We start from the raw sequence: 17,025 nt of genomic DNA, 5'->3' as shown, positions 1-17,025 counted from the left end.
CACTGCACAATTCATACATGCTTCAGCGCCCCCGCCTGCTTACATACCCGCACTTCCAACTACCCCCGATGTCTTCCTACACGCCCTACCGTTACCAGCTCAAACCCTACTCCGGTCCGGCCAGCCGCGGCCAGTGCCCCTCGTGTGGGCCGCATGGCCACCGCCGCACTTTCGTTCCTTACGTCGACACCCGCACCGGCGAACTGCTGCCGGCTGAGTACGGCCGCTGCAATCGGGAAGAGGCCTGCGGTTATCATCAGAGCCCTTACCAGGTTGAAGCCGGCGGGCTCAACTACAAAGACCGGCTGTATCAACAAAGCCGTAGCATTCAGCTAGTAGATATGCCCCGCAAGGTCTACGCCCGGGGCCCAGGCCAGTCACCTCAGCTTGCCTCCAGCTACACCTTGCCCGCCGAGCTGCTGGAGCAGTCAATGCGGGGCTACAAGCGTAATCGGCTGGCCAGTCTGCTGCAGCAGCATTTCGGGGCTAGCGTGGCCACCGACCTGCTGAAGCGCTTTCAGATCGGCACGTCGGACTACTGGCCGGGGGCCTGCGTTTTTTGGCAGGTTGATACCTATCAACGGGTGCGCGGGGGGCAAGTGGTACAGTTTGATGCTGAGGGCCACACGGTGAAGACTACCACAGGCGGCGAAACCAAGCGCCGCACTAGTTGGGTCCACACTGCCCTGATTGCCCATTATACCCGGCGGGGCCAGCAGCCGCCGGCCTGGCTGTCGGAGTATCAGGAAAAGGCCCCGAAAAGCCCGTGCCTATTTGGGCTTTCCCAACTCGTTAACACGCCGGCCACTCACCCGCTGGCCATTGTGGAGTCGCCTAAAACGGCGGTACTGTGCACGCCCTACTTTCCTTCTTTCACATGGTTGGCGGTGGGCTCTTTATCCTACCTGAATGCTGGCCGTCTTGGTCCACTTCTGGGCCGGAGCATCGTGTTGTTTCCCGATGCGTCGGAATCGGGTCGGGCATTTACTGAATGGAGCCGCAGGGCAGAAGAATTACGCAGGCAGGGCTTTCGGGTGGAAGTGTCAGATCTGCTGGAGCAGCACGCCACCGCCGAGCAGAAGCTGGCCGGCATTGACCTAGCCGATTTACTGCTGGAGCAGTGGCCTGGCTACCCGCCAAGTTGGGACGAAGCCCAGGCTACCGCGCTCCTATTCTCCAACGCGTAACGCCTGCCCCTACGATGTGCTCTGCTATCCGACCGCCGCCCGCAACCTAGACACCAACCTAGACACCAACCTAGACAAAATGGCGAGGTTCAGCCCGTCTTACCCAGTTCCCTTTTTCTCATGATGACCTCCAAAAATATTTCTCAGGCGAAAATCAGTTTTCGTTCTTTCATCAACAGTTGCCTGGCCTATAAGGCCCTACTCATCGAGCACGAGCTTCCGTTGTCCATCGACATGGAGGAACTGACTGGAGCGCTCCGTGCGCAGTTGTTTGCCAAGCTGCTGGCGGTGGATGCAGGCCTGAAAATGCGCTTCGATATGCTGCGTACTGAGGACGCTCAGCAGCAACTTATCAATAACACCATTGACCTGGCTGGTTATAGTATCGTGCCTCAGCTAAAGCAATTCATTGCCCAGTTGAATAAGGAGTTCGACCTTCTTGGGTGGTATGAGGGGCCTCACTGGATGAGCATGAAAATGCGCAACTCTACCCTGGGCTGGCTTCTTCACGGCTATGACTTGGATATTGAGCAGTGGCTGGAAACCGAGCGGATTGACTGGACTGGCCGCGTTGCCGTGTTGGCCTATTTCACCGACATGGCTATCAGGCTAACCCAGCTGCGCAAGCTTCACCAAGTCACGCGCAATGACTCAGCTGGTTTACACGAAATAGTGAGGCCTAGCTTGGCTGGCTACTTTATCGAGGAAGGCTGCAGCGGTTCGATAGAACCCAATGAATACACCCTAATGTCGGAATTGATACCCCGGTTGGAAGAAGCCGGGAAGTTGGCGGATTTCCCTAATAGCTTGGCTTAGCCTGTTAACAATTGTTGACATCAATTCTGTTTTAACGGTGCATCAGTCTCCGTCCCTGTCCATCGTAAGCCCGCCGAGCGCACCTGCCATTCGGCGGGCTTATGTGCACCACAAGCAGCAGCATGTTGTCTACCTGCGGGCGCATTATGCCGTGTACACATTGAAGGAGTTGGAGCAACAACTGGGCATTCCTTCCCGCAAGATTCAGCGGTTGTGCCGGCGCCATGGTATCCGCAAGCGGGCACCGAACAAACTTCCTCATCCCCGAAAAAGACAGCCCATGACAGTGGCTGGCTAGGGATATTGTCTCCCTTAGGGTAAGGTAGCTTACCCATCAACCCGACACAACCCGACAGTTCCGCGCGCGTGCGTGTAGCTGGAGACTAAGCCCCAACCTTCATCATGGCCCGATCTATTACCCTCACCGACCCAGACGACGGCACCGTGTACCATGGCCAGCTCCCCACGGGCTGGCACGAGGTGCGGGTGTCCATGTTTCAGGAATTCGCCCGCCTGCAGGCCGGCCGCCGGCCAGAGCTGGCTCGGCTCAGTGCCCTGCAGGCCCTCACCAACCTACCGGCCGACGTGCTGGAGGCCGACGCCAGCCTGGCCCCGGCCCTGGCTGCGCTCTACCTGCCGTGGTTCTTTGCTGAGCTGCCCACTGGTGAGCCGGCGCCCACGCTCCAGCATCGGGGCGTCACGTACGAGTACGTAGGCGACTGGAGCCGGCTCACGGCTGGCCAGTTCGAGGCGCTGCTGACGTTCCTCGACGAAGCCAACGGAAACCCCGGCCTGGCTGCTCCTCACCTGCTGGCCGTGCTGCTCGTGGCCAAGGGCCGCACCCAGGACGCCAAAGCGGTGGAGGAGGCATCGGCGGTCTTTACCCGGCTGAGCATGGAGCAGGCTTGGCCGTACGTGGCAAATTTTCTGAAGCATTCGTCGCCTGCCGCGCTGGCAGAACGATACCCGGCGCTATTCAAGGAAGCAGCGGCCGATACCACGGAGCCCGGTTTCTCCGCCTCCTCCTCTTTCTCCTTCACGCACGCACTGCTTTGGCATAGTAGGCACATACAACAGCCTGTTCGTCTGCTACGCAAATGGCAAGCCGACGAGTTGCTGGAGGATATGGCTTTTGAATATCAGCGAACCAAGAAAGACGCTAAACAACCCTAGTAGCATCATGCGCACACTTACTATAACCGACGAGACCACCGGCCAACCCTACCACGGCCACTTGCCCACCGGCTGGCACGAGGTTCCCCTTTCTGCCTTCCTGTATTTCCACCAGCTCCAGCAACAGGAACCCAGCACCCCAGCCTTCTACCACCTGTTGGCGGCCGTGACCGGCTTGCCCCCGCACGTCCTGGCTGAAGACCTCAGTATTGCCGCCGTACTAGCCCCGCACTTGGCTTTTCTACACGCGGGGTTGCCTACCGACGAGCCGTTACCCCACTTCACCCACGAGGGCCGTACCTACACGCACACCGCTGACTTCGGCCGCCTTTCCGTGGCCGATTACACGGCCCTGCTCACGCAACTCGACACGGTGAAAGACCGGCAACCCGTGCCCGCTGCGGCCCGCTTGCTAGCCGTGCTCTACCAGCCCGAAGGCCAGCCCCGCACCCCCGACACGCTGGCCGCCACGGCCGATGCGTTTCAGCGCCTACCACTCTCTTTGGCCTGGCCCGCCTACCGCCACCTGCTGCTCACCTGGCAGGAGACAGTCCTTCAGAAAAGCCGCCTGCACCTGGCCCATACGCAGGCTGAGGTAGCCCTTGACTTGACGGAACAGGCTCTGCTCACTCCGGTTACCGGCCCTCGTCACCTGGCAGCCCGCGCCGGTCGGGCCCTGCTGCGCGCCTACCTGCGCGCCGTACGCGCCCATCTCACCACCGTAGCCCGCTGACCCGATGGCCTTAACCAAAGCTTACCGCATTACCATTGACGGCAGCGAAGCCCAGGCCACCGTCGGCCAGCTCAAACAGGAAATTGAGCGCTTAGAGGGCCAGCTCGACAACGTGCAGCTCGGCAGCCCCGACGCCGACAAGCTCGTGGCTCAACTGGGCCGCGCCAAAGCCGCGCTTAACGATTTAGACGAGCAGGTGGAGGCGCTCCGCCCCGCTAACATGGCTGGCGCTTTCATGGACGCGGCCACGGGCGTAGCTGGTGCATTTGAGCTTATGACTGTAGCGGCCCAAAACTTTGGTCTGTCGAAAGAATCGGCAGAAGCCTACCAGCAAAAGCTCACGGAAATGATTGCCGTAGTGCAGGGCGTGGAAGCCGTACATAAAGCTTTGTCAGCGGAAGCGCGCAGCGCTTACAGAGCAGGCTTTGAAGGGGCTAAAAACCTGGCTTCCGGCTGGTTCAAAGCAGGACAGGCAGCCGACGCTAGTAGCAAGGTAACGCGGGGCGCAATGGCTGCTACGGGTATTGGTCTGCTGCTCGTGCTGCTGGGGCTGGTGTACGCCAACTGGGACAAAATTACGGGGGCCGTGGAGCGCAACCGGACCAAAATCGTGGAGGCAATGAAGTTCATCAGTCCCCCTATTTATGGCCTCCTGTCTCTGCTTGATAAAGTGAACGAGCGCTTCGGCGGGCTGTCACAGCTGGCTAGTGGGCTGGGGAGTGCCTTGGTAGAGAGTTTCAGCGTGGCCGGTGACGTGTTGGGGAAGCTCTTGCAGGGCGACGTAACGGGGGCCTTAGAGCAGGCGCGTACGCTAGGCCAGCGCACGTCCGCGGCCTTCGATACGGGGGTGCGGGAAAAGAACACGGAGCTAGCGCAGGAGCGCGAAAAAGAGGCTGCCAAGCTGCGGGCCGAGAGCCTGAAACGGCAGATTGCCGAGGCGCAGGCGGCGGGGCGGGATACCTACCTGCTGCAAAAGCAGCTGTTACGGGACGAGCTTTTGCTGCTCGACAAGTCAGCCGCGGACTACCGTACGCTGCTGGCCAACAAGCAATCCGAGATTCGGGTATTAGTCAACGCGCACAACAAGCAGCTAGCTGAGGACAACGAGAAAGCCCGAAAGGAAGAAGCCGAGAAGCGTAAGAAGGACGCCGAGCAGGCCCGCAAGGATGAAGAGGACAAGCAACGGAAGGTGCGGGAGGAACAGGCCAAAGCCCGGCGCAAGCTGGAGGAAGATCAGCAGTTTGAGGTAAATCTGCTTACAGCCCAGGGAAAGGATACGCTGGAGACGCAGATTCGGCAGGTAGAGGAACGCCTGGCCGTCAACAAGGAGGGCTCAGCTGAAGAGCGGGAGCAACTGCAAAAGGACCTGCAGGCCCTCAACATTCTGCAGGAGCAGTACAACACAAGAACCCGGGAGCTCGACCAACTGGCCGCCGATAATCGCCGGGATATTTGGCAGATGGAACAAACTGATCAGGTAGATGCTAAAAACAAGTTCATCAAAGGCATTGAGGAAGGCACAGGAGAGGTCAAGCAGGTAGCAGCCAAACTTTCACTAGGGGATACAATTCTCACCCGCTTGTTTGGCGTAGCGCCCGAGCAGTTGGAGGAGACCAAAAATCAGTTGGCCGCTGCCGGGCAACTGATTATGGACGCGGCCTTTCAGCTCAACGACTTGTTCTTTGCCTCCCAACAGGAGCGGGTAGATGCTCAGCTTGCCAGCTATGAGGAAAGGATTACTGCCATTCAGGACCGGGGGCAGGTATTAGAGCAGCAGCTCAACGACACACGCAGCCGCCGTGAAAAAGCGGAGCAGCAAATCGACCAGGCCACTGGAGCCAGGCGTGAGGCGCTAATAGCCCGACTGGCCAAGGAACGGGCCGAGGAAAACCGCTTGGCCCGCGAAAAAGCCCAGAATGCCAAGGAGGAACTCGCCGCCCTCAAGCAGAAAGAGCAGGCCGAAAAGCGCAAGCAGGAGTTGGAGAATAAGAGCCGCATTTTGCAGGAGGCCACCACGCTCGCCACGCAGGCGGCCACCGCGGCCAGTGCCATTCAGGCGGGTGTGGAAAGCATCAAACAGGGCTCGAAGGTTGCCTTCCCGGCAAATATAGCGGCCGTGATTGCGAGCTTAGCCGCCGTAGCAGCAACCATAGCCAGCGCCAAAAAACTCGGTCAAACGATCAAGGGTGAGCAGGGCGGCTTGCTTCAGGGTCGTTCTCATGCCCTCGGCGGCATTCCCGTAGGCGAAACCGGTGTCGAGTTGGAAGGGTTAGAATTTGTGACCAAGCGCCGGGCCACGCTCAACAACCTAGACACGCTACGCACCATTAACCAGCACGGAGACCGGGTGCGCTTTGCGGCTGTGCCTATTACAACCTCACCCACACTGTCCGCCTTGAACATACCTCGCGTACAGTTTGTGCCCCCTCCCCGGCTGATGCGCGGAGCCAGTGGTGGGCAGCTTACCGCCGCCGGGGGCGTGGAGCCGGGGGCCGCAGGGGCGGGTATGGTGACGGTACCGGCCGCGCAGTTTGACCGCATGGTAGGCTTTCTGGAGAAAATCGCTGGTCACACGGAGGCAATGGAGGGCTTTGGCCCACCAAGTCTGGAGCCAGATAACCAGACAGCCAAACGGTGGGCTGATAAAGCCCAACAGGAAAGGCGGGATACCGAGTCAGGCAAGCTATTCTAAATAAAGAGGCCTAGTCAGTGACTGGGCCTCTTTTTATTCTTCATCAAACACACGAAATTCTTTGCGTAAGGCAGCTCGTATCTTTTCTAGGTGCCGGTGTATACTGCTTTTGGTCATACTCAGCAGAAAGGCTGATTCCTCTATAGTCACTCCCTGAAGGTGGTATTCCCAAATCTGAACATCGTTGGGCGCGAAGTGCCGGTGTAGAAAGGCATGCACTGCATCGGGGTCGGGGCCGGCCGCAATCTGCATAGATTCTATTTGGTCAGGTAACTCACCCGGTAAGTCGGCACTAGGATGCCGGCGGCTTGTGCGTATTTGACATTGAAACTCATGTTTTATTTGCTGAAACATGTACCCCACCATGTCTTCGCTATTGCCTGCAAAGCCACGTTGCTCAATACGGCGGTGACACGTCAAGATTGCATCATGAAGCAGTTCTTCTGCATCGGCGCCTTGCCAGCCAACTACCTGCCGTGCATAGCTGACCAAGCGCCGCATATGAGGTAAAATAGCGGTAAGAAATTCTTGTGCCTGAGCGGCGTAGTGGGCGGGTTGAGTGCCGTGAAGAGGTGTTTCCATACTGGATGAAAACTACCTACTGAAAATGCTACATTCCTGATTATGTCCCTTTCTTAATTAGCTGAAAGCTTAATAATAAAACGGCCCGCCTTCATCGATTGATGAAGGCGGGCCGTTGGCTTTCCTAGACAAGCTGGCAACTCTTCCGGGTTGGCCTGACGAAGATACGAAACCAGTCGATAAGTTGAGCAACCGGTAAGTAGTTAGCCCCGCTGTTAGCCCCGTCAATAAAAAAGCCACTCAGCAATAAAGCTAAGTGACTGATAAAGAGTGTGGCCCCGATTGGATTCGAACCAATGACCGGCTGCTTAGAAGGCAGCTGCTCTATCCAGCTGAGCTACGGGGTCAGAACACAAAAGCCGCCCACCCATATGGAGGGCAAACGGCTTTTACATCGAACGTCGGGGTGGCAGGATTCGAACCTGCGGCCTCCTGCTCCCAAAGCAGGCGCGATACCGGGCTACGCTACACCCCGAAAAACAATGAAGAATGAAGAACTGGGAACTTGAAAGCAACGCTTCTCCCATAATTCTTCATTCCTCATTTTGAAAACAGCGGAGAGAGGGGGATTCGAACCCCCGGTAGCCTTTAGAGCTACGGCAGTTTAGCAAACTACTGGTTTCAGCCACTCACCCATCTCTCCTGATGACGAGTACTCTTCCGGCCGAAGAGTGCGCAAATATACAACCAGCACGCAGAAATCAACGCTTTCCTAAAAAATTCTTTCCTCGCCGCGGTGCGCAGGCGGTGTTATATTTGCCTGCATGGCACACGAACGGCACGCATGAAAATCAGCTGGGCATACCCGTGGAACTGGGCAGAGGTGGTGGCTGTCAGCCTGTTCGTGCTGCTGTACGTGGGCTATATTCTGCGGACTCGGCGGCTGGCTGGCCCCTTCGGACAGCGGGGTTGGCGCCTGGCGTGGAAGCTGCCGCTGCGCCTGATTTATTTTTCGCTGCTGCTTGTTGCTTTCCTGGGTCCGGCCTACGGGGTGCGGCAGCAAGCGGTGCGCACTGCCGGCAAGGACGTGTGGCTGCTGGTAGACGTTTCCCGTTCTATGGATGCCCCCGACGTGGCGCCGACCCGCCTGCAAAAAGTGCGGGGGGAGCTGATTCGCTTGGCCAGCCGCTTTCAGGCCGACCGCATCGGGCTCATCGTCTTTGGAGCAGAAGCCTACGTGCAGTGCCCGCTCACTTACGACCAGGGTGCGCTGCAGCTGTTCCTGAACTCCCTGCAGACCTCACTGGTCCCCCAGGGCACTACCGACCTGGCTCCCCCGCTGGAGCTGGCTCTGAAGCGGCTCACGGCCGTTCCAGCCGGCGACGCTTCGCCCCGGGCGCTGGCCATGGTGCTGATCAGCGACGGGGAAGATTTTGGCGAGAACCTCGAACCCGTTCTGCGCGAAGTCTCCAGAGCCGGCGTTCAACTCTTCACCGTAGGCGTGGGCACGAGCGAAGGTAGCCGCATTCCGCTGGCAACAGGAGGCTACCTGCGCGATGCCAAAGGCCGGGACGCCCTGACCCGGCTGGAACCCAGCGTGCTTCGTCGGCTGGCCAGCCAATCGAGCGGGCAGTATTTTGAGCTGACGGCTCAGCGGAACGAATTTCCGCAGCTTGTGCAGGCCCTTAACCGCGTAGAAGGAAGAACCGAGCAGGTGCGCACCGTAGCCGTAGCAGATAACCGCTACCGTTACCCGTTGCTGGCGGCCCTGGGGCTGCTGCTGCTTGATATCCTGCTCACTGTACGCGTAATCCGACCATGAAAAGCGGACTGTTCATCCTTCTTTTCCTGGTTTCCCTGTGGGGCGGATTAACGGGCATCCACACCCGCAACGAGGCCGTACAGGCTGGCGCCCAGGCCTACCAGAAACGCCAGTATGGAGCAGCCCTGCGCTGGTACCGGGAGGCGTTGGCAACTATGAAACGGCCAGAGGAGCCGGTTTTGCTTAATGCCGCCCACGCCGCCTGGCAGGCCCAGCAGCCCGGGCTGGCCCGTACCTACTACAGCCGACTGCTCACCAGCCGCAACCTACCCATGCGCAGTGTGGCGCAGCAACAGTTGGGCCTGCTCGCCGGCCAACGCCGGGACTACGTCCTGGCGGCCCGTTTTCTGCGTCAGGCCCTGGTGGACAACCCCAAAAATGCGGCGGCACGCTACAACTATGAGGCGGTTCTGCGCTATTTAAACCGGCGCCCCGAGCCCGAAGATGCTTTGCCGGACGAACCCAGGGAACAGACGGGCCCGCAGGAAACCACTCCGCAGCCCAAAACCCAGCAAGGCAATCAGCAAAGTGGTGCGCTGAATGACCCGACCCGGCAAAACCAGCGCCAGCCGCCGCAAGCCCGCCACGATGCGCGGGGCCAGCAAAGCCCCAACCAAACCGGCGGCCCCGGCGGGCAGGACCAGACGGCCTTTACGCCGGGCCAGGGCCAGGAACAGCAGGTAGCTCAGGGCCGCCAGCCCGGCTCGGTGCGCGGCCTGGGTGACCCTACCGCTGACAGTGGATCCGACGCGCCGGCGGGCAGCCGCCAAGCCGGCTCGGAGAATGCCGCTCCCGACGCGGCTGCCTTGCAAACGCAACGCGCCCGACTCCAGCAAATGCAGCTTACCCCAGCCCAGGCCCAGCAGCTGCTAGAGGCCTTGCGGGCGGCGGAGCAGCAGTACCTGCAGCAGCTTCCTCGCAAAGCGCCGCGCCGGTCAGCGTCCTCCAAACCCGCCTGGTAATCTTTTACTCGCGGGCGTTGTTCATCAGGCGCCCGTTGCGGGTACGACGCAGGTGCGTACTTTTATCCCGGAAAGTCAACTGCTTTCCTTCTTTCCCCAACCCCACCCAATCAACATCATGCAAATCAAAGAAGTGGTAATTGTGGCCGCCGTGCGCACGCCCATCGGCTCATTTGGCGGTAGCCTGGCCTCGTTGTCGGCCACCGAATTGGGGGCCATTGCCCTGAAAGGAGCCCTCGAAAAAGCCGGCGTCGACGGTCAGCACGTGCAGCAGGTTATTATGGGCAACGTTATTTCGGCCAACCTGGGTCAGGCCCCGGCGCGGCAGGCTTCCAAGAAAGCCGGTTTGCCCGATACCGTAGAATGCACCACCGTGAATAAAGTGTGTGCCTCCGGTACCAAAGCCATTATGATGGGCGCCCAGGCCATTATGCTGGGCCAGGCCGACGTAGTGTTGGCCGGCGGCATGGAAAGCATGTCGAACGTGCCTTACTACTTGGATAAAGCGCGTTTCGGAGCTAAATACGGGCACGGTCAGATGATTGACGGTCTGGTGCGGGACGGCCTCTGGGACCCGTACCACGATTACGCCATGGGCAACGCAGCTGATGCTACGGCAGCGCACTACGGCATCAGCCGCGAAGAGCAGGACGCTTTTGCCCGCCAGAGCTACGAGCGGAGCGCTGAGGCAGCCAAGGCCGGCAAGAAAAAGGATGAGATTGTGCCCGTGACCATTACGGTGCGCGGCAAGGAAACCATCATCAGCGACGACGAGGAATACACCAAGGTAGACTTTGCCAAGTTTGCGGGCCTGAAGCCAGCCTTCACCAAAGAAGGCACGGTGACGGCCGCCAACGCCTCTACCCTTAATGATGGCGCTGCGGCCGTACTGCTGATGAGCCGCGAAAAGGCCGAAGAGCTGGGCGTAAAGCCCCTGGCACGCATCCGGGGTTTTGCCGATGCGGAGCAGGCGCCCGAATGGTTCACCACTACTCCGTCGCTGGCTATTCCCAAAGCGCTGAAAAACGCGGGGGTAGAGGCTTCAGAAGTTGATTTTTACGAAATCAACGAGGCCTTTTCAGTGGTTTCGCTGGCCAACAACAAGCTGCTGAACCTGGAAGGAACCAAGGTGAACGTGTACGGCGGAGCCGTAAGCCTGGGCCACCCGCTGGGGGCTTCGGGAGCACGCATTGTGACGACCCTCGTGAACGTGCTGCAGAACGAAGGCGGTAAAATCGGCGTGACGGGTATTTGCAACGGTGGCGGCGGCGCCAGCAGCATTGTGGTAGAAAAGCTCTAACAGCAAAACCACGGATTCGGACGGATTTCGCGGATCTTGTGGACGATTTGCTTGGTTAAAGCCCTGCTGCGCATTGCGGCAGGGCTTTTGTTTTATGGCCCGGCAACCCAACTGCCAAAAATACTTTGGTATTTCCCGCGTTCTTGCAGCTATGAAATCCTTTGTCTTTGCCTCTGCCCTGCTCGTGCTTGCTACGGTTACTTCGGCCCAGGGCCAGAAGCTGCGGCGGCTCACCACCTATTTCGATTCAACCAATACCCAGAAACGGGAGGTTTTTTCGGCCCTCGTCGGGCGCGACACCGTGATGGAGGGCCCCTATAAGCGGTTCTACCGCTCCGGCAAGCTGGAAGCCCAGACGCGCTACGCCGCCGGCAAGCGCGACTCGGCCTACGTGGAGTTTCACCCCGACGGCGCACGGCGGCTCGAAGTCACCTACCGGCAAGGCGTGCGCCAAGGCACTTTCAAGACCTATTACCCTAATGGCAAGCCAGCCCAGGAAGGCAGCTACGAAAACGACCAGCCCACGGGGACGCTCCGCTATTTCCACCAGAACGGGGAAGTAAAGCTGGAAACCACGCTTACCAACGGCCAGCCGGCCGGCGCCGTGCGGGAGTTGTACCCTTCCGGTAAAACCAAGGTGGAAATTACCTACCTGAATGGGCAGGCCAATGGCCCCATGAAAACCTATTACGAAAACGGCCAGCTCCAAAGTGAGGCAACGATGAGCAAAGGCCTGCTGGCTGGCCCCTACAAGACTTACTACGACAACGGCCAGCTGGAAACCGCCGTGCAGGCCGACCGCACCGGGCACGGCACGTACCGTAGCTACTACCGCTCGGGCAAGCTGCGCACCGAGGGCAACTACGCCCCCGCCACGCTGGTAGGTCGTGCCATCAAGAACCCGCTGGCCGACGACCTGACCGCCCAGGCCAAAAAGCTGGCCGGCGGCACCAGCAACCTCGATGGGCCGGTGAAAACCTACTACGAAAGCGGCGCCCTCAAAAGCACCCAGCAGTACCGCCAGGGCACACTCCAGGGTACGCAGGAAGATTTCTACGAGTCGGGGAAAGTAGAGCGCAAAACGGAATACAGCAACCAGGCCCGTGACCGGAAAATAACGCTCTTCACCCCGGCCGGCGCCGTGCAGGCCGAGCAGCTCTACAAAAATGGCCAGCCCAACGGCCTTTGGCGCACCTACTTTCCCGATACCAAGCAAGTGCAGCTGCAGGAAACCTACCTGAATGGCCGCCTCGCCGGCGAGCAGCTCACGTACTTTCCCTCGGGCACCGTGCAGCGCAAAAAAGTTTTTGAGAACGGCAAAGCCACCGGCCTGAGCCCCGAGTACTACCCCTCGGGCAAGCTGAAGGCTGAAACGACGTACGTGAAGGGCTTACGCACCGGGGCCTACCGCCAGCTGCGGGAAGATGGTACCTTGGAAGTAACCGGCAGCTTCCGCAACGACCGGGAAACCGGCACCTGGACCACCTTCGCCGCCGACGGCAAAACCATTCAGTCGACGAAAACCTACCGCAATGGGCAGGTGGTACCCGAAGGCAGCCCCGCCCCTACCAAGCCCAAGGCACCCGTAAAACGGCGGTAACCGAGGCCTCTAGAACCGGATGGTAAACGCCGTGCGGCCGGTAGCATTCGTTTGCAACGAAAAGGCAAACCCGTGCTGGAGCAGAATGTCGCGGATAAGGGTGAGGCCAATGCCCTGACCGTCGCGCTTGGTGCTGTAGAAGGGCGTAAACAGGTTGCGCTGCACTTCCGGGGGAATAGCCGGGCCGTCGTTTTCGATGATGACGGTGGGCGGCGAAGCGGTGGTACGCACCCACACGTTGCCATCTTCCCCAATGGCCTCCAGAGCGTTTTTGCCGATATTGAGCAGGGCCTGCTCCAGTTGCTGGGTGTCGAGGGAAACATACAGCGGGCCTTCCGTGAGCTGCCAGTGCCAGCGGATGCGCCGTTTCTCACTCTGCACCTGCAGCAGCCGGCAGGTTGACTTCAGCAGTTCGTGTACATCTACCGTGCGCGGTACCGGGGGCGGCAGGCGCACTAGGTGGGCAAAGTTGGCAATGAAGTTGGCCAGGTGCGTGCTGCGCGTGACGGAAACGTCCAAGGCCTCGGTGAAGTCGGCGCGGTCTTCCTGGGCTAGTTGGGGAGCGTAGTAGTGGAAGCTCTGCAGAATAGAGTTTACGGCCCCGATGGAGTTGTTTACCTCGTGCGACATCATCCGGATCAGCTTTTCGTAGGCCTGCTTTTCCTGGCGGATGATGTCCTGGGTTAGCTCTTCCAGCACGATAAAGTAGCGCGTGAAGCCCCGATCAAGAAAATGGGAGGCATGGGCCCGGTAGCTCTGCATACCCGAGAGCTGCACGGCCTGAGGCTGGTCTGGCTGCAGGCTACCCAGGGCCACGCCCCAGTCGCCAGGCAGGGCAGCCGGCACTTGGCCTACCAGCGTGGCGGCCGGCAGCTGCAGGAGCCGCGCTGCCGCCGGGTTTACCGACTCAATCCGGCCTTCAAAGTCGAGGAGCAGAATACCGGCCGGCGAGGCCTGAATCAGGTGTTCCAGCAGAAAGCTTTTTTCGTGCTGGGTGATGCGTTCCTGACGCAGCGCATCAATCATGTGGTTGTACACGTCAATCAGTTGGTCCATCTCGCGCTGCTGCACGGGCACAAACTTGGTAGAGAAATCCTTGGCCCGAATGGCCTCCGTACCGGCCGCAATCAGCTGAAATGGCCGCACAAAATCCCGGTATAGCTGCACGGTAAGGATGATGGACACCACCAGCAGCACCTCCGCCCCAATAAACCAGACCGTATGCTGGCGCAACACCTGCCAGGTCAGCACCAGCAGCAGGCTATGAATCAGTACCGCAAACAGCAGGAATTTTAGGCGCAGCGTCATTCGGGAATACGTTAGTAGAGGCCATGCCGAGCAGAGTCGGGGCATGACGGGCAAAGTCGCCAGCGTAGGTTACTGCGCCAAATCGAACGGAATGGCGTATTTCTCCAGGCGGCGGTAGAGGGCACCCCGGCTAAGCCCCAGCGCTTTGGCCACTTTTGATACGTTGCCGGCGTAGTGCTCCATCGACTTGCGAATCATCTGCGACTCCAGCTCATCCAGGGTCATGGAGCCCACCGGGGGCAGCTCTCCGGGCTGAGTAGCAACGGGCACCGCCGTAGGCCGGAATTGCGCCTGGAAATCCTCGGGCCCCAGCTCATCCTTGCCGCTGACGAGTACCGCGCGCTCCACCAGGTTTTTCAGCTCCCGGATGTTGCCGGGCAGGGGCTGCTCGCGCAGCCAGTGGAGGGCGCGCGTGTTCACCTTCAGCGAAGGCCGGTTGTAGGTCGCACGCAGGTAATCCACGAAGTGCTGCACCAGCAGTGGAATGCCGGTGGGCCGCTCGCGTAGGGAGGGCAGGCGCACGGTTATCAGGTTGATGCGGTAAAATAAGTCCTCCCGAAAGCGGCCTTCGCGCACTTCTTGGGCCAGGTCGCGGTTGGTAGCGCAGATAACGCGAATATCGAGCCGGCGCGGCTTGCTGTCACCCAGCACCTCGTAGGTGCGGTCCTGGAGGACACGCAGCAGCTTCACCTGCGAGGTCATATCCAATTCCCCTATCTCATCGAGGAAAATGGTACCGCCGTTGGCCAGCTCAAAGCGCCCTACCCGGTCGGTTTTGGCATCGGTGAAGGCCCCGCGCCGGTGCCCAAACATTTCACTTTCAAACAGCGAGGCCGAAATACCACCAAGGTTCACTTTCACGAAGGGTTGACGGCGGCGGTGCGAGTTCTGGTGCACAGCTTCAGCAATCAGTTCCTTGCCCGTCCCCGACTCGCCCTCAATCAGCACCGAGGCATCGGTGGCGGCCACCTGGCCCACGCTGCGCAGCACGTGCAGGAGCCGCGCATCCTGCCCAATGATGTTCTGGAAAGCAAACTGCTTGTCCAGCTGGCGACGGGTAGGTGCCTGGGCATCGTCGGAGGCCGGGGTAGCCTCGGCGCTGGCGGCCAGGTCCAGGCACGTGCGGATGGTTTGCAGCAGGGCGTCGTTATTCCAGGGCTTGGTCACGAACTCGGCGGCCCCGGCCTTCATACCTTCTACGGCCAGCGTGATGGAGCCCCAGCCGGTAATTAGTATCACGGGCAGGTTTGGGCGGATGGCCTTTACCTGGCCGAGCAGGGCCAGCCCATCGTGCCCGCTGGTGTCGAGGGAGTAGTTCATATCCATCAGCACCAGCTGCACGCTGGGGTCGGGCACCACGGCCAGGGCAGCTTCGGGGGTGCCCACCGCCTTGGCTGCGTAGCCGGCCTGCTTGAGCAGCAGGCTCAGGGAGGTGCGCACCGCCACGTCGTCGTCAACAATCAGAATCATGCCTACAAAAGAAAGAGAAGCGAAGGACGGTATTTGGGGGGGAAGCCGCAACCCTGCGGGAGCCGCCCGGTTAAAACCGGCGTGGCTCCGCAAGCCAGAAGGCGGAGTCGGGTATCGGCAAGACAGGTTGCAATGCGGGCCAATCCTATCCTCACCCCTAGCGGGAAAACAAAGCAAAAGTGCCCCGGGAAGGGAGTATCCCATTCCGGGGCACTAAGGTTACTCTTCGCGCAAGGCTACGGCTGGCTGAATGCGGGCCGCCAGGCGGCTGGGCTGCCAGGCACACACGGCCGTGAGCAGAAAGATCAGGCCAGTAGCAATGAGCATGCCCAGCAGGTACACGTTGGTGGGCACGTCGAAGGCCTGGAGCAGCGGGAACTGCGCGGCCAGCAGCAGGCCCAGGGCCACACCCAGGGTGGTGAGCACCAGCATCTCGCTCAGAAACTGGGCGCTGATGCGGGACCCGGTAGCGCCCAGGGCCCGGCGCAGGCCAACTTCGGCGCGGCGCTGGTTGATGTTGTACCAGAGTACCCCAAACAGCCCCAGGGCCACGTTCACAATCAGGAACAAGCCTACCACGGCCAGGGCAGCCAGCGGGGCCACCGTGATTTTCAGCTTGTCGAGGCGGTCGGCTTCCAGGGCGTAGACCTGGGTGCTCCACTTGCGGGTGACGCCGGCCACCGTGTGCACAATTTTCTGCTGCAGCTCGGCACCCTGGCCCGGGGCCACGCGCACCAGCACGGCCGCGCCCTCCCAGCTGGTCGTATCGTGGGGCTGCAGGCGCATCCACATGGAAGGCGCCCGGCCATCGAAGTCGCCGTGGGGGCGCACATCCTCTACCACGCCTACTACCTGAAACGCCTCCTGGGGGCCCTGCTCAAACCGCGGATCCTGGCGGACCAGCTGGCCGATGGCCGGCTGGGTGCCAAACAGCGTTTCGCGCATGTTGCGGGTGATGACGGCGGCGCGGTGGGTGGCGGCATCGTCGCTGGGTTGAAACCAGCGGCCTTCTTTCAGCTGCAGCCCCATGGTGGCGGCGTAGTGGTCGTCGGCATCGTAGCGGTCCACATCCACGGCCTTGTTTTTGCCGGCCACGAAGTCGCTGTTCATGGTGATGAAGCGGAACGGCGTGTTCTGGCTGGTGAGGGTCAGGTCCTGCACCCCGGGCAGGGCGCGCACCTGGCGCAGCACATCATCGAGCTGGGGGCGGGGCATTTTCTCCCCCTGGCCGGCGGCAATGTTCAGGCGCCATACCTGCTCGTGGGCAAAGCCCCGGGGCAGCACGTAGTTGGTACCAATACCGATAAAAATGGTGGCTACCCCAAAGAGCACCACGAAGGAGAAGAAGATTTCGGACAGCAGCAGCACATTCGTGCGCTTGCGGTTCCAGATCAGGCGAAATAAGTGACGAAACATGGCGAAGACGAAGGAAAAGTGAGG

13 protein-coding genes and 3 tRNA genes are annotated in these 17,025 nt (G+C 60.2%); 9 read left to right on the top strand and 7 right to left on the bottom strand.

All coding sequences use genetic code 11. The annotated features are described in order from the left end of the window. The first annotated feature begins 68 nt into the window (after nt 1–68). From FY528_RS09005 to FY528_RS08985, 5 genes are all read left to right on the top strand, one after another. Nucleotides 69–1,187: a DUF6371 domain-containing protein gene (locus FY528_RS09005; RefSeq protein ID WP_149070664.1), complete on the top strand. Its 1,119-nt coding sequence runs from the start codon at nt 69–71 to the stop codon at nt 1,185–1,187. A gap of 120 nt (nt 1,188–1,307) precedes the next feature. Next, a complete protein-coding gene (locus tag FY528_RS09000) occupies nt 1,308–2,003 on the top strand; it encodes a hypothetical protein (protein ID WP_149070663.1) in 696 nt (231 codons plus the stop codon). A 402-nt stretch (nt 2,004–2,405) separates the two neighbouring features. Next, the gene (locus FY528_RS08995; RefSeq protein ID WP_149070662.1) at nt 2,406–3,176 is read left to right on the top strand and encodes a hypothetical protein; all 771 of its coding nucleotides are present in this window, start codon (nt 2,406–2,408) and stop codon (nt 3,174–3,176) included. A gap of 7 nt (nt 3,177–3,183) precedes the next feature. Next, the gene (locus FY528_RS08990) at nt 3,184–3,909 is read left to right on the top strand and encodes a hypothetical protein (protein WP_149070661.1); all 726 of its coding nucleotides are present in this window, start codon (nt 3,184–3,186) and stop codon (nt 3,907–3,909) included. Between the two features lie 4 nt (nt 3,910–3,913). Further along, nucleotides 3,914–6,601 carry a hypothetical protein gene (locus FY528_RS08985; RefSeq protein ID WP_149070660.1) on the top strand — a complete coding sequence of 896 codons (2,688 nt, stop codon included), beginning with the start codon at nt 3,914–3,916 and terminating at the stop codon, nt 6,599–6,601. A 33-nt stretch (nt 6,602–6,634) separates the two neighbouring features. Here FY528_RS08985 and FY528_RS08980 read toward each other — a convergent pair whose 3' ends face one another. From FY528_RS08980 to FY528_RS08965, 4 genes are all read right to left on the bottom strand, one after another. Next, nucleotides 6,635–7,183, bottom strand: coding sequence for an RNA polymerase sigma factor (locus FY528_RS08980; RefSeq protein WP_149070659.1), 549 nt, complete (start codon nt 7,181–7,183; stop codon nt 6,635–6,637). A 273-nt stretch (nt 7,184–7,456) separates the two neighbouring features. Then, nucleotides 7,457–7,530: transfer RNA gene (locus FY528_RS08975), tRNA-Arg, on the bottom strand. 54 nt (nt 7,531–7,584) lie between these two features. Beyond that, nucleotides 7,585–7,658, bottom strand: a tRNA-Pro gene (locus tag FY528_RS08970). Between the two features lie 80 nt (nt 7,659–7,738). Then, nucleotides 7,739–7,826: transfer RNA gene (locus FY528_RS08965), tRNA-Ser, on the bottom strand. Nucleotides 7,827–7,967: 141 nt separating this feature from the next. On the opposite strand from FY528_RS08965, the gene FY528_RS08960 reads away from it, so the two are divergent. The 4 genes from FY528_RS08960 (at nt 7,968) to FY528_RS08945 (ending at nt 12,807) form a co-directional block, all read left to right on the top strand. Then, nucleotides 7,968–8,945 carry a VWA domain-containing protein gene (locus FY528_RS08960; RefSeq protein WP_149070658.1) on the top strand — a complete coding sequence of 326 codons (978 nt, stop codon included), beginning with the start codon at nt 7,968–7,970 and terminating at the stop codon, nt 8,943–8,945. Beyond that, the gene (locus tag FY528_RS08955) at nt 8,942–9,907 is read left to right on the top strand and encodes a tetratricopeptide repeat protein (RefSeq protein ID WP_149070657.1); all 966 of its coding nucleotides are present in this window, start codon (nt 8,942–8,944) and stop codon (nt 9,905–9,907) included. Before FY528_RS08960 ends, FY528_RS08955 begins: the two co-directional genes overlap by 4 nt. A gap of 118 nt (nt 9,908–10,025) precedes the next feature. Beyond that, on the top strand, nt 10,026–11,207 hold the full coding sequence (locus tag FY528_RS08950) for an acetyl-CoA C-acyltransferase (protein ID WP_149070656.1): 1,182 nt from the start codon (nt 10,026–10,028) through the stop codon (nt 11,205–11,207). Between the two features lie 151 nt (nt 11,208–11,358). Continuing rightward, nucleotides 11,359–12,807 (top strand): toxin-antitoxin system YwqK family antitoxin, encoded by a 1,449-nt coding sequence (locus FY528_RS08945; RefSeq protein ID WP_187632059.1) that lies wholly within the window; start codon nt 11,359–11,361, stop codon nt 12,805–12,807. Nucleotides 12,808–12,816: 9 nt separating this feature from the next. On the opposite strand, the gene FY528_RS08940 is transcribed toward FY528_RS08945, so the two are convergent. The 3 genes from FY528_RS08940 to FY528_RS08930 all read right to left on the bottom strand — a co-directional run bounded on the left by FY528_RS08940 (nt 12,817) and on the right by FY528_RS08930 (nt 17,001). Then, on the bottom strand, nt 12,817–14,115 hold the full coding sequence (locus FY528_RS08940; protein WP_149070654.1) for a sensor histidine kinase: 1,299 nt from the start codon (nt 14,113–14,115) through the stop codon (nt 12,817–12,819). 69 nt (nt 14,116–14,184) lie between these two features. Then, nucleotides 14,185–15,585: a sigma-54-dependent transcriptional regulator gene (locus FY528_RS08935; RefSeq protein ID WP_149070653.1), complete on the bottom strand. Its 1,401-nt coding sequence runs from the start codon at nt 15,583–15,585 to the stop codon at nt 14,185–14,187. A 219-nt stretch (nt 15,586–15,804) separates the two neighbouring features. After that, nucleotides 15,805–17,001, bottom strand: coding sequence for an ABC transporter permease (locus FY528_RS08930; protein WP_149070652.1), 1,197 nt, complete (start codon nt 16,999–17,001; stop codon nt 15,805–15,807). Nucleotides 17,002–17,025: the final 24 nt, after the last annotated feature.

It is taken from the genome of Hymenobacter lutimineralis (assembly GCF_008271285.1).
Lineage (GTDB): Bacteria > Bacteroidota > Bacteroidia > Cytophagales > Hymenobacteraceae > Hymenobacter > Hymenobacter lutimineralis.
Note: the sequence above shows the minus strand (reverse complement) of the source record. Positions and strands in the feature narration are given on the sequence as shown.

Bases quoted from the DNA above. Each gene is read 5' to 3' on its own strand.
- FY528_RS08995 (WP_149070662.1), top strand. From the start codon at position 2,406: ATGGCCCGATCTATTACCCTCACCGACCCAGACGACGGCACCGTGTAC.
- FY528_RS08935 (WP_149070653.1), bottom strand. From the start codon at position 15,585: ATGATTCTGATTGTTGACGACGACGTGGCGGTGCGCACCTCCCTGAGC.
- FY528_RS09000 (WP_149070663.1), top strand. From the start codon at position 1,308: ATGATGACCTCCAAAAATATTTCTCAGGCGAAAATCAGTTTTCGTTCT.
- FY528_RS08980 (WP_149070659.1), bottom strand. From the start codon at position 7,183: ATGGAAACACCTCTTCACGGCACTCAACCCGCCCACTACGCCGCTCAG.
- FY528_RS08985 (WP_149070660.1), top strand. From the start codon at position 3,914: ATGGCCTTAACCAAAGCTTACCGCATTACCATTGACGGCAGCGAAGCC.
- FY528_RS08955 (WP_149070657.1), top strand. From the start codon at position 8,942: ATGAAAAGCGGACTGTTCATCCTTCTTTTCCTGGTTTCCCTGTGGGGC.
- FY528_RS08990 (WP_149070661.1), top strand. From the start codon at position 3,184: ATGCGCACACTTACTATAACCGACGAGACCACCGGCCAACCCTACCAC.
- FY528_RS08960 (WP_149070658.1), top strand. From the start codon at position 7,968: ATGAAAATCAGCTGGGCATACCCGTGGAACTGGGCAGAGGTGGTGGCT.
- FY528_RS08945 (WP_187632059.1), top strand. From the start codon at position 11,359: ATGAAATCCTTTGTCTTTGCCTCTGCCCTGCTCGTGCTTGCTACGGTT.
- FY528_RS08950 (WP_149070656.1), top strand. From the start codon at position 10,026: ATGCAAATCAAAGAAGTGGTAATTGTGGCCGCCGTGCGCACGCCCATC.
- FY528_RS08940 (WP_149070654.1), bottom strand. From the start codon at position 14,115: ATGACGCTGCGCCTAAAATTCCTGCTGTTTGCGGTACTGATTCATAGC.
- FY528_RS08930 (WP_149070652.1), bottom strand. From the start codon at position 17,001: ATGTTTCGTCACTTATTTCGCCTGATCTGGAACCGCAAGCGCACGAAT.
- FY528_RS09005 (WP_149070664.1), top strand. From the start codon at position 69: ATGTCTTCCTACACGCCCTACCGTTACCAGCTCAAACCCTACTCCGGT.